Consider the following 12653-nt stretch of genomic DNA (forward strand, 5'->3'; position numbering starts at 1 on the left):
CAACGCGCGAGGCAATGGAATGACGGTTCTCAAGGGCGCTTCCTACCAGTGGTACCTGTACAAGGCGAAAGACGTCTATCTGCTCGAAAGCGCGCGAGGTCAGCAGGCAAGCCTGATCAAGGGGCGCTTGTTCGGCCTGCGCAAGGCGGGATCGAAAAAGGACGTGTACCGGCTGATCCTGAAAGAACTCGGGCCGGGCACGGTGTTTTCGTTGCTCCAGCCGGCCGTGCTCGATCTGCTTAAGAAAAGCGCCGCCGCGCCCGAAGGCGCCGCGCAGCCCGATCCGCGCGCCAAGAAACTGCTGGCGCGTCTGCAGAAGATCGACCCGAAGGATTTTTGGGCGGTGGTCGCGGCGCTGGACTGGCCCAAGGCGGGCAAGGACAACGACTATGCCGCCCTGGCCAAATCGGCGTTGCGCGAGCGTTACCGTTTGCAGGACGTGAAATGGCTGGCCAGAACCGCTGCGCGCAAGCGGCGCGACTTGCACAAAGCCGTGGAGAAACTGGAGCGGCAAGCGCGGCAGCAGTTGTTTCTCGGCGGCGACGACAGCCTCTACGATGCGCTGGCGCTGGCGGTCTCGCACGGGCAAGACCGCTACGAGAGTTTTCTGCGCAAGCCCGAGTCCTTCATCAAGAAGTTCAACGGCGTTCGGATCGATCAGCACAACTTCGAGTACTGCTTCGATTAGCTCGCCGCGGCCTCGATGTCTGGGGTGGGAATTTCGCGGCGTTTGTTTGACTAGGCAGGGAGAGAGCATTGAGCAATCAGGCCGATTCGCCGCGAAGCGTTCGCCTGGCCGCGGCGCGTTTCATCGACAACCGCGACGGCACCGTCACCGATACCCGGCTCGAACTGATGTGGTCACAAGCCACGCTCAACCCGCGCGAGGTGGGTTACGCGACGGCGCAGCAACTGTGCGCCGAGCTTCGGCTCGGCGGCCATTCGGATTGGCGTTTGCCGACGGTCGAGCAATTGTTCGCGCTGGCCGATCGAGCCTGCTCCGAACCGGCCATCGATGCCGTCGCGTTTCCGGGCACCCGTCAGGACTGGTACTGGAGCTGCACCGGCACGGCCTTTGCGCCGCCGAAGATATGGATCGTGTCGTTCGGCAACGGCCTGGCCAGTTACACCGCTACCGACGACTACCTGGGCGGTTACGTGCGCGCGGTGCGGCCGCTGCGGGCCGAGGATTGATGCGTGTCCGGCGCGGAGCGCCGGACGAAACCCGCCGTCGATGCGGCGATCCGGCGCGGACGGCGCGCGCCGGCGATCAGTTCGCCGCCGCGACCGGCTTCGACGCGGACGGCATGTGTTCGCGCCAGCGCTCATCGATCAGTTCGTAGCGGCGCACGCCGGTCGCCTGCAGTTCCCCGCGCTCGTTACCGCCTGCGAGCCGCTGCACCGGCACTTCCACGCTGCTTGGGCTCAACCAGCGCGGCTGCCCGGGGCCCCAATCTCCGTCCGGCTTCACTTCGAACTCCTGGTGCACAATGCCGTAGCGGTAGCGATAGATCGTCAGCGACGCGGCCAGGCGATAAACCACCCGATCCTGCGAGTCGGCCTTAGGGTCGAGTTGGGTCGATGCGACCGCGATCCGTTCGCCGTCGGGCGAGGCCACCGGCGGCGCGGCGACCCTGCTGATCGCGCCGTTCACCGCGTCGATCAGGATCGTCGCGCTGTTCTCATAGCGCCAATGCTCCACTACGTAGAGCGGCGGCGCGGACAAACGGCCGAGGTACCAGTGGTGGTCGTAATCGCGTTCGCTGTCCAGGCCTTCGGCGGGCCTGTCGCGCAGGCAGACCGGCGCGGCCGCATCGGTTTTGAAGCACAGCGCGTTGCCGTCGCGGCTCGCGCGGCCAGCCGTCGATGCCAGTCGGCCAGCCTCGGACGCGAGTAAACACGAATGGTCGCGGCCGTCGTACTTGGGACATTGTTGACCCATCGCCAATCTGGCCTTGAATGCCACCGCCGGGTCGACCGCCTCGAGCGCGATCGCCGCGGTGGTGGGCTGGGTCGGTGCCGGAGCGGTACGGTCGGCGCAGCCGGGGGCCAGACAGATCGTCGCCGCGAAGGCCATCGAGAGCTTGGTTTCCATCGCGATCTTCCTTGTAAGCATCGTCCCTGGATTTGGCGAAGGGCTGGCCCTTGGAGGCGATCGCTTCGCACCGGCAGGCGCCAGCTTTCAGCGTCGGCGGCGCAAACGCAAGCGCGGGCCTCTACGAGGGGCCAACGGCTGCGGCGTATGAGGTGCCGCGACCGCGACGCCCGATCCGGCCTCAGATCCGTTCCATCACCCACTGGGTCAACGGATTGCTCGGCTCGGCCAGCAGTTTGGCGGTGAGCAGCAGGGACATCGTCACCAGCAACGGCCGGATCGCCTTGCCGCCGATCCGCAGCGCCAGGCGGGCGCCGACCTGGCCGCCGGCGATGCTCGATACCGCCATCATCAAGCCGACCAGCCACAGCACTTTGCCGCCGATGATCAGGATCGCCAGCGCGGCGAGGTTGCTGGACAGGTTGAGCAGCTTGGTGTGCGCGGTCGCCGACACCAGGCCCATGCCGAACAGGGCGACCAGGGCGGTGGTCAGGAACGCGCCGGTGCCGGGGCCGAAAAAGCCGTCGTAGAAACCGATCGCGGCGACCAGGGCGATCATCGCGGTTGGGCCGAGCCAGCTGTGGCGGTCCTCTTCGGAGGCCTTGGGCGCGAGCAGAAAGTAGATCACCATGGCGATCAGCATCGCCGGGATCAGCCCGCGCAAGAATCCCGGGTCGATGCGTTGCAGCGCCCAGGCGCCGAGCGCGGAACCGAGAAAGGCCGCCAACGCGGGTTTGCGGAATCGGCGGAAATCGATCCGGCCCTTGCGCGCGAAGGCGTAGACCGCGCTGGCGGTGCCGAAGCTGCTTTGCAGTTTGTTGGTGGCGATGGCGTTGACCGGCGGGATGCCCGCGGCCATCAGCGCCGGAATCGTCAGCAGGCCGCCGCCGCCGGCGAGCGCGTCGATCACGCCTGCTACGAATGCCACGACCATGAGCAGCGCAACCGTATCGACAGCGAATTCCATACCGCTACACATCGTGGCCAACGCGAAGTATCGCATGTCGCCCGCGAGCTCGATCGACGCGCGGGAGCGAGTGTGGATCCGGGCGGCGCGGCCGACGCTCGGCAGGCGCGGTCGGGCAATTATTGACTGCGCGCACGCTCTGAAATTTTCGCCGCTGCAACCGGTTTCCCGAATGCGCCCGTTCAGCCAAAGCGCGATAGCCTGCGTTCGCGATCCGCGCGGCCGGCACCGGTTTGACGCCTTGATGACGTGCCGCGGCGCATCGTAGCCCTTGCCCTCCAACTCCATCGGTGAGTTATATGAAGCCCAATATCAAATCCATGATCGCCGCCGCGGTGATGTCCTGCGTCATGGTGACCGGCGCGGCGAGCGCGCAGAACAACAAGTCGTCGAGCAAGTCCAAGGCTCCGCGTTGCTATGACGTGCAGGTGCAGCGTCCCAAGCAGATCAAGGACCAGCACAAGATCGCCGGCACGGCGATCGGCGCGGTGGCCGGCGGCCTGCTCGGCAATCAGGTCGGCGGCGGCAACGGCAAGAAGCTGGCGACCGCGGCCGGTGCGGTCGGCGGTGCGTTCGCCGGGCGCAAGATCCAGGAAAATCAGCAGAACAAGACCGAGACGGTGATCGAGCGCCGCTGCGACTGAGCGAGGCGGCTTAGCGCCGTCGAGGTGTCGGCCGACAGGGCCGCGCGTGCTTGGCACGCGCGGCTTTTTCTTTGGGGCGCGCGGGTTGCGGGCTCAAATCCCCCGCGTTCGCTGCGCGAACGCTGCCCCCTTTGCTAAAGGGGGCGACGGCAAAAGTCGCCGCATTCCAAGCATCGCCCCGCTGTTGCTATTCCCCCCTTCGCTAACAGGGGCGACAGCAAAAAGTCGCCGCATTCCAAGCATCGCCCTGCTGTTGCTGTTCCCCCCTTTGAAAAAGGGGGGCAGGGGGGATTTGCTCTTGCCCTTAAAACCACCACCCCAAGCTTTGCCGCATAAGCGCACACCGCCCCGACTTCACACTCGCCTCATCGGCGCACGCGCGCCGCTGGCTAGAATGCCGGCCATGGCACGCCCTACCTCTGCAATCATCCACACCGACGCGCTGCGTCATAACCTCGCCCAAGCCCGCGCCCTGGCGCCGCACAGCCGGGTCATGGCCGTGGTCAAGGCCGACGGCTACGGCCACGGCCTGGAGCGCGTGGCGCGCGCCCTGGAAGGCGCCGATGCCTTCGGCGTCGCCGCCTTGTCCGACGCCGACCGCCTGCGCGCGGCCGGGCTGTCGCAGCCGATCGTGTTGCTGTCGGGATTCGACGAAGCCGACGACCTGCCGCAACTGCGCCGGCTCGGCGTGGAAACCGTGATCCACCACATCAGCCAGATCGAAATGCTCGAGCAAGCCGGTCCGGGCGAGCCGATCCGCTGCTGGCTCAAGGTCAACACCGGTATGCACCGGCTCGGCTTCGCGCCCGAACACGTGCGCGACGCGCATGCGCGCCTGAGTGCGTGCGCGAGCGTCGCCGACGGGATCGTGCTGATGAACCACTTCGCCAGCTCCGACGAATTCGACGACAACTCCGCCGGTCACCGCCAGACCCGCGAGCAGTTGCAGGCCTTCGCCGCCGCCACCGAGGGTTTGGCCGGCGCGCGTTCGCTGGCCAACTCGGCCGCGGTGCTGGGCTGGCCGAGTTCGCACGGCGACTGGATCCGTCCGGGCGGCCTGCTGTACGGCATCAGCGTGGTCGAAGGCCGCACCGGCGCCGATTTCGGCCTGCGTCCGGCGATGACCTTGTCGACCCGGCTGATCGCGGTGAACCGGGTGCGCGCGGGCGAACGGGTCGGCTACGCCGCGACCTGGCAGGCGCCGCAGGACATGCTGATCGGCGTGGCCGCGATCGGCTACGGCGACGGCTACCCGCGCGCCGCGCCCTCGGGCACGCCGGTGCGGGTGGCCGGGCACGACACCCAGGTGATCGGCCGGGTGTCGATGGATCTGATGACCATCGATCTGCGCGGCATTCCCGCGGCCCAGGTCGGCGACCCGGTGGAACTGTGGGGCCCGGAGCTGCCGGTGGAGCGCATCGCCGACGCCGCCGCCACCATCGGCTACGAGCTGACCTGTTCGATCACCCGCCGGGTGCGTTTCGTCGAGGCCTGAGCGCGGCGCGTTCGCGCACTGTGAAGCGGGTTATGAAATCGGCGGCGCACAACAGCTCCGCCACCTTGTAGGCACGTTTTCTCTGTGCTTTAGGCGGAAAACCACGTTCAGCCGACTCAGAAAACTCGCTATCAACGGGTAGGGAGGCGCGCTCGCCGTCTCGTTAGCAATTCCATCGGGGACCACAAACCCGACGGCCGCTCCAGCCGGAGCCGGCCCCTATTGCGAACGGGGATTCGATGAAGCAGAGCAAGTTGATGTGCGCGCTGGGCCTGGGTCTGGCGACGATGATCGCTTCCGCCGCGGTATCGGCGCAGTCCGCGCCGGCTGGCGATCCGAACCGCGTCTGGGTCAAGTTCAAATCCGGCGCCGGTCCCGTCGCCGCCGGCGCCAATGCCCGCAGCGCGGGCCTGGCCAGCGCCAATCTGGGGCAGCGGGTCAAGGCGCTGCGCAGCAAGCTCGCGCAACTGCGCGGCGGCGGCGACGCCATCGTCCATTACCAGTTCGATCGCCTCAACGCCGCGGTGATGACCCTGCCGTCGGCCGAGGCGGTCAAGGCCCTGCGCGACAATCCGGAGGTGGAATCGGTCGAGATCGATCAGCCGCGCTACCTGATGGCGCAAACCACGCCCTACGGCATCGACAGCGTGAAGGCGCGCGACACCTGGGACGCCGACCGCAACGGCGTGCTCGACACCGGCGCCGCCACCGGCGCGGGCATCAAGGTCTGCGTGATCGACTCGGGCATCAACAAGAACCATGAAGACTTCGCCGGCATCGCCATCACCGGCGCGGTCAGCGGCACCGGCTCGGCGGCGGCGTGGGACGTCGACACCTGCGGCCACGGCACCCACGTCGCCGGCACCATCGCCGCGGCCAACAACGGCGTCGGCGTGGTCGGGGTCAGCCCCGGCAAGGTGTCGCTGCACATCGTCAAGATCTTCGGCACCAGCCCGGGCACCAACAACGGCAGCGCCCAGTGCGCGATGAGCTTCTCCTCCAACCTGGTGGCCGCCGCCGAAAGCTGCGAAGCGGCCGGCGCCAAGGTCATCAACATGAGCCTGGGCGGCGGCGCCGCCTCGGAAACCGAGCGGGCGACGTTCCAGCGCCTGGCCGACAAGGGCATCCTCAGCATCGCCGCGGCCGGCAACGACGGCAACAACGTGCAGAGCTACCCGGCCGGTTACGCCAGCGTGGTGTCGGTGGCGGCGGTCGACTCGGCCAACGTCAAGGCTTCGTTCTCGCAGTTCACGCCCAAGGTCGAACTGGCGGCGCCGGGCGTGGACACCCTCAGCACCTTGCCCGATCAGAGCGATCCGCTGCTGGTCGGCAATTCCAGCTTCCAGACCGTCTCGGCCGACGGCGGCAAGCGCACCACCGCCAGCGCCGGCTGGGTCAACGGCGGCCTGTGCCAGACCTCCTCGACCACCTGGCGCAACAAGATCGTGCTGTGCCAGCGCGGCACGATCAGCTTCTATGAAAAGGCCAACAAGGCGCAGACCGCGCGCGCGTTGGGCGTGGCGATCTACAACAACGTCGATACGCCCTTCGCCGGCATCGCGCTGGTGAACCCGAGCACCAACAAGGTCGTCAACAGCACCTTGCCGGTGGTCGGCATCAGCAAGGCCGATGGCGAGGCGATCATCGCCGGACTCGCCGGCCAGACCATGACCGTCGACGGCACGCCTTCGGCCAGCAACAGCGCTTACGGCCTCAAGAGCGGCACCTCGATGGCGACCCCGCACGTGGCCGGCGCCGCGGCGGTGGTGTGGAGCGCCAAGCCGACCGCGACCGCGCAGCAGGTCCGCGATGCGCTCGATTCGACCGCGCTCGACATCGACGCGGCCGGCCGCGACGACAACACCGGCTGGGGCCTGATCCAGATCCCGGCGGCGATCGCCGAGTTGAAGTCGAAGTAAGCGCGCCTGATCCAGTGCGCGTTGCAACGGGAGCCTTCGGGCTCCCGTTTTTTTTGGCAACGGATCAGCACGATGCGAAACGAGCGCATCGCCGGTCGCATTCGCGCGCGCTGCGCAAGCGGCCCCGCGTCGCGCGAGCGATACAGCCAATCGGTGACTCGTATATGTGAATGCGGAACAGATCGCATGCCCTATGGAGTTGGGACGCATCTGAAAAGCAAAAACGCGGGTGGGGATGGATGATCCCGGCATCGTTTCGGGGAAGACCCTCTCGGAAGCCGCGCCCATGCAGGCGCGCCGATCGGGTCGGACTTTTCCACTCGATACAGGGGACAAGCTGTGATGAAGCAGAACAAACTTGCAGGCGCGCTGTGTGTCTCGTTGGGCGCGATGTGCGCGGCCGGATCGGCGCAAGCGCAATTGATGTCCGGAACCGGCGCGGCTGCTTCGGAACAACGGGTGTGGGTGCAGTTCAAAGAGACCTCGGCCGCGGCGCCCAAGCTGTCCACCGATCCCCGAACGCTGCTCGACCAAATCGCCGCGCAGGTGGCTCAGGCGCACGAACGCATGAACGCCAACGTGCGCGGGGTGAATGCGCGGCTGGCTCAGCGCAAGTTCGGCCAGGCGCGGCAGCACTATCTTTTCGAAGGGCTCAACAAGGCGGTGCTGACCCTGCCTTCACGCGCGGCGCTGGAGGACTTGCGCAAGGATCCGTCAGTGGCGTCGGTCGAGATCGATCCGGAGCGCCAACTGATGGGGCAGACCACGCCCTACGGCATCGACAACACCCAGGCCCGCGCGACCTGGGACGCCGACGGCGACGGCGCGATCGACGCGGGCGCGGCGACCGGCGCGGGGATCAAGGTCTGCGTGATCGATTCGGGCCTGAAGCGGACCCATGAAGACCTGGCTGGGGTCGAGATCACCGGCACCGAGAGAAGTTCCGGCGACAACTGGTACGTGGACGGCAACGGCCACGGCACCCACGTTGCCGGCACCGTCGCCGCGGCCGACAACGGCAAGGGTGTGGTCGGCGTGAGTCCCGGCAAGGTCGCGTTGCACATCGTGAAATACACGGATAGCAACGGCAAGACGTACGCTTCCGATGTTGTCGGAGCGGTCAAGAGTTGCGAGGCCGGCGGGGCCAAGGTGATCAACATGAGTTTCGGCGGTACCTCTTCCAACGCCACCGAGCAGAAGGAGTTGCAGAAAGCGGCCGATCGCGGCGTGCTGCTGGTCGCCGCAGCAGGCAACTATGCCTTGACCGGGGCGCCCTCGCTTTTCGGCAACTCTGCACCGAATCCGGTCCTGTATCCGGCCTCCTATCCCAGCGTGCTGTCGGTGGCGGCGGTTGATGCCGCAAACCAGCGCGCCGATTTCTCCGAGTTCAACAGCGAGGTCGATTTGGCCGCGCCGGGCGTGAGCGTGCTCAGCCTGGGGCTGCTGACGAACCAACCGCTGCAGGTCGGCAACTCGACCCTGCAGATCAGTTCGTTCGATGGATCGGCGGCTTCCGTTGCCAGTGCGGAATGGGTCAACGGAGGGAGGTGCAAGACATCGGAGGCGGCGTTCAAGAACAAGATCGTGCTTTGCCAGCGTGGCGAGGGTACTTTCAAGCTCAAGGTCGATAACGCGAAAAATGGCGGCGCGCTCGGCGTAGTGATCTACAACAACGTGGATGGCACGTTCGAAGACGTAGGGCTGGTTGGCGCCAACGGTAAGGTGGTTGCCACGACCATTCCTGTGGTCGGCATCACCAAGGCCGATGGCGAAGCCATGCTGGCGGGGATGGTCGGGCAGGTCGCCACCGTCAACGGCATAAAGCTGAGCAACGACAGTTCGTATGCGCTCATGAGCGGCACCTCGATGGCCTCGCCGCACGTGGCCGGCGCGGCCGCGGTGGTGTGGAGCGCCAAGCCGACCGCGACCATGGCGCAGGTGCGTGAGGCCTTGCTGGTCACCGCGAAGGACATCGACAAGGCGGGGCGCGACGACAACACCGGCTATGGTCTGGTCCAGATCAAGGCCGCGATCGAAGAGCTCAAGCGCAAGCCTTAAGCCGTATCGGGCCGTGCGAATCCGGAGTCCGGCTAGGGCCGGACTCCGCTGGACCGGCGCCCGAGCCGCAATCGCCGTCTCCTCCCCGGAGGCGGCGATTGCGCTTATGCAGCCGCTGATCCGCCCGCACGGCCAGGAGCGGATCGGCGAGACCGTTCCACGGCCGGTCGCGGCGGCATACTGGGTGCCCATCCCGTGCGCCGGCCCCGATGCCCCAAGCCCAACCTCTCGCCCTGGTCTGGTTCCGCAACGACCTGCGCCTGGACGACAACCCGGCGCTGCGCGCGGCGCTGGAGGCCGGCTACACGCCGGTGCCGGTGTACATCCACGCGCCCGACGAACACGGCGCCTGGCGGCCGGGCGCCGCCTCCGACGCGTGGCGGCACCGCTCGCTGGAGGCGCTCGATGCGCAGTTGCGCAAGCGCGGCTCGCACCTGCGCCGGTTTTTCGGCCCCAGCCTTGCGACCTTGCAATCGCTGATCCTGGCCACCGACGCCCAGGCGGTGTTCTGGAACCGCCGCTACGAGCCGTACCTGGAAAAGCGCGACACCAAGATCAAGCAGGCGCTGCGGCGCATGGGCGTGGCGGCGGAGAGCTTCAACAGCGCGTTGATGTTCGAACCGTGGACGCTGCGGACCAAGCAGGGCGGTCCGTTCAAGGTGTTCACCCCGTTCTGGCGCTCGGCCTTGGCCAACTGGCGCGAGATCGGCCTGTGGCAGGCGCCGGCATCGTTGCCGGACAGCCGCGAGGGGCCGGCGGGGGTGCCGCTGGCGGCGCTCAAGCTGGCGCCGCGGCTGGATTGGGACGGGGAATTCTGGGAGCACTGGACCCCCGGCGAAACCGGCGCGGCCGCTGCCGTGGAAACCTTTATCGACGGCGCTTTGCGCGGCTACGGCGTGCAGCGCGACCGCCCCGACCGGGTCGGCACCTCGCGCTTGTCGCCACATCTGCATTTCGGCGAGATCGCGCCCTGGCGCGTGGTCGCGGGGTTGCAGGCCGAACGCAACGCCGGCAACGCGGCCGACATCGACGCGGCGGTCCGCGAACTGGGCTGGCGCGAATTCGCTCACCATCTGCTGCATCACTTCCCCGACACGCCCGAGCAGAACTTCAATCCGCGCTTCGTCGATTTCGATTGGGCGCGGGTGTCCGAGCCCAAGCTGGAGGCCTGGCAACACGGCCGCACCGGCGTGCCGATCGTCGATGCGGGCATGCGCGAGCTGTGGCATACCGGCTGGATGCACAACCGCGTGCGCATGGTCGTGGCCAGTTATCTCACCAAGCATCTGCGCTATCACTGGCGTCACGGCGCACGCTGGTTCTGGGACACCCTGGTCGATGCGGATCTGGCCAACAACAGTCTGGGCTGGCAATGGGTCGCCGGCACCGGCGCCGACGCCGCGCCGTATTTCCGGGTGTTCAACCCGGTGACCCAGGCCGAGAAGTTCGACCCCGACGGCGCCTACATCGCGCGCTGGGTACCGGAACTGGCACCGTTGCCGGCGTCGCTGCGGCACGCGCCGTGGCGCGATCCCAAGCTGTTACGCAAGGTCGCGCCGGACTATCCGCCGCAGCCGTTGGTGGATCTGGGGGCGGGGCGCGATGCGGCGTTGGAGGCGTATCGCAGGAGCAGGGGTTAGGGGTTGGGGGTTGGGGGAAGGGCGGGGAACTGGGGGGCGTCGATAGCGGGTGGGTGGCGTGGGTGTTCGCGCCTTTTCGATTCGGCTTTCTCAGTTCGTGGTTGCCGTGCCGGTGCGCGCGTTGACGCCGCTCGCAAGCGCGTGATTCACTCGCCGCAGACGCTTGGAGGGCGCATGGCCAACGCAAAACCGGAAGCAACCACGCGCAAGCGCGCGCGCCGCGAACCGATGTCGCGGGTCGACACGGCCTGGTTGCGGATGGAACGTCCGACCAATCCGATGATGATCACCGGCGTGTTGATGTTCTCCGAACCGATGTCGGTGGACGCGCTCAAGCGGGTGGTCAAACAGCGCTTCCTGGCCTACGGCCGGTTCCGGCAGAAAGCGGTCGACACCGCCGCCGGCGCGTACTGGCAGACCGACGAGGACATGGACCTGGACTGGCACGTCCAGCACACCGCGCTGCCCGGACGCGGCGGCAAACGCGCGCTGGAGCGGTTCGTCAGCCAACTCGCGTCGAGCCCGCTCGATGCCAGCCGGCCGTTGTGGCAGTTCCATTTGATCGAGCGCTACAACGGCGGCTCGGCCCTGGTCGCGCGCATCCACCACAGCTACGCCGACGGCATCGCCCTGGTCCAGGTGCTGTTGTCGCTGACCGACACCACCGCCCAGCCGGCCAAGGGCAGCGATCTGCCGCACGCCTGGCTCAAGCAGGACGGCGCCGAGGTGGCGCGGCGGGTGGGCGCGGTCGATCGCTACATGAAGCTCGGCAGCCGCGCGCTGGAAAAGGGCATGGAGATGTACCGCGACCCGACCCTGGCGGCGATGCTGGCCAAGGAGGGCGGCGAGATCGCGCGCGAGTTGCTGCACGCGCTGTCGTTGCCGGACGATCCGCCGTCGATGCTGCGCGGCAAGCTCGGCGTGTCCAAGCGGGTGGCCTGGGCCGAGCCGCTGGATCTGGAAGAGGTCAAGGCGGTCGGCCGCGCCTGCGACTGCACCGTCAACGACGTGCTGATGGCGACCGCGGCCGGCGCCCTGCGCAGCTACATGATCGAACGCGGCGACCAGGTCGACGGCCTGACCCTGCGCGCGACGGTGCCGGTCAACCTGCGTCCGCTCGAGCACGCGCGCAAACTCGGCAACCACTTCGGCTTGGTGTTCCTGGACTTGCCGGTCGGCGAGGACAACCCGATCCGCCGGGTCGAACGTGTCGCCGAATGCATGAATAATCTTAAGAATTCACGACAAGCCATTGTTGCATTTGGTCTTTTGGCTGCGCTTGGCATGGCCCCGGCGCAGGTGCAGGGGCTGGCGCTGGAACTGTTCAGCCGCAAGGCCACGGCGGTGGCGACCAACGTCCCCGGCCCGCAGCAGCCGCTGTACCTGGCCGGCAGCCGCCTGGACGAAATGATGTTCTGGGTGCCGCAGACCGGCTCGATCGGCGTGGGCATCTCGATCCTCAGCTACAACGGTCGGGTCCACTTCGGGCTGATCGCCGACGGCAAGTTGATCCCCGATCCGGACGAAGTCATCAGCCGGTTCGGCGCGGAGTTCGACAAGCTGTTGTATCTGGCGTTGATGGGCAACTGGGATGTGACTTTGGATGCGCAAGGGGCGGATGCGTTGATGGCTTGAGGGTAGGGGTTCGGGATCGCGGATTCGAAGGGCAGGCCTCAGCCGTCGCGACTGCGTCCGAACCGAGGCACTCAGCTATCGTCACGTTCGCGTCTTGCCACGTTCGCGTCTGGGCTGAAGCGCTCGCGTATCGCCACGTATGCGTCCGTACCGACGTACTTACCTACCGTCATTCCCGCGAACGCGGGCTCCGCTTTACT

General features: G+C 67.2%; 10 protein-coding genes. 8 read left to right on the forward strand and 2 right to left on the reverse strand.

What is annotated here, in order from left to right:
• Positions 1 to 19: 19 nt before the first annotated feature.
• On the forward strand, positions 20 to 688 hold the full coding sequence (locus V7787_RS42305) for a hypothetical protein (RefSeq protein WP_336093578.1): 669 nt from the start codon (positions 20 to 22) through the stop codon (positions 686 to 688).
• Between the two features lie 68 nt (positions 689 to 756).
• Positions 757 to 1194, forward strand: a complete 438-nt coding sequence (locus tag V7787_RS42310) for an Lcl C-terminal domain-containing protein (protein WP_336093580.1) — start codon at positions 757 to 759, stop codon at positions 1192 to 1194.
• A gap of 76 nt (positions 1195 to 1270) precedes the next feature.
• Here V7787_RS42310 and V7787_RS42315 read toward each other — a convergent pair whose 3' ends face one another.
• Positions 1271 to 2095: a hypothetical protein gene (locus tag V7787_RS42315; RefSeq protein ID WP_336093582.1), complete on the reverse strand. Its 825-nt coding sequence runs from the start codon at positions 2093 to 2095 to the stop codon at positions 1271 to 1273.
• 181 nt (positions 2096 to 2276) lie between these two features.
• Complete coding sequence (locus V7787_RS42320; RefSeq protein ID WP_336093584.1) at positions 2277 to 3350, reverse strand: TSUP family transporter; 1074 nt, start codon at positions 3348 to 3350, stop codon at positions 2277 to 2279.
• A gap of 11 nt (positions 3351 to 3361) precedes the next feature.
• Here V7787_RS42320 and V7787_RS42325 point away from each other — a divergent pair, with 11 nt between their 5' ends.
• The 6 genes from V7787_RS42325 to V7787_RS42350 all read left to right on the forward strand — a co-directional run bounded on the left by V7787_RS42325 (position 3362) and on the right by V7787_RS42350 (position 12453).
• Complete coding sequence (locus V7787_RS42325) at positions 3362 to 3706, forward strand: glycine zipper 2TM domain-containing protein (protein ID WP_442965357.1); 345 nt, start codon at positions 3362 to 3364, stop codon at positions 3704 to 3706.
• A gap of 403 nt (positions 3707 to 4109) precedes the next feature.
• Entirely contained in the window at positions 4110 to 5201 is a 1092-nt protein-coding gene (alr, locus tag V7787_RS42330) for an alanine racemase (protein WP_336093585.1), read from the forward strand.
• 239 nt (positions 5202 to 5440) lie between these two features.
• Positions 5441 to 7120: a S8 family serine peptidase gene (locus V7787_RS42335; protein WP_336093587.1), complete on the forward strand. Its 1680-nt coding sequence runs from the start codon at positions 5441 to 5443 to the stop codon at positions 7118 to 7120.
• A 342-nt stretch (positions 7121 to 7462) separates the two neighbouring features.
• Entirely contained in the window at positions 7463 to 9178 is a 1716-nt protein-coding gene (locus tag V7787_RS42340; protein ID WP_336093588.1) for a S8 family serine peptidase, read from the forward strand.
• A 209-nt stretch (positions 9179 to 9387) separates the two neighbouring features.
• Positions 9388 to 10818, forward strand: a complete 1431-nt coding sequence (locus V7787_RS42345) for a cryptochrome/photolyase family protein (protein WP_336093589.1) — start codon at positions 9388 to 9390, stop codon at positions 10816 to 10818.
• Between the two features lie 174 nt (positions 10819 to 10992).
• Positions 10993 to 12453, forward strand: coding sequence for a WS/DGAT/MGAT family O-acyltransferase (locus V7787_RS42350; RefSeq protein WP_336093590.1), 1461 nt, complete (start codon positions 10993 to 10995; stop codon positions 12451 to 12453).
• Positions 12454 to 12653 lie beyond the last annotated feature (200 nt).

It is taken from the genome of Pseudomonas sp. CGJS7 (assembly GCF_036961695.1).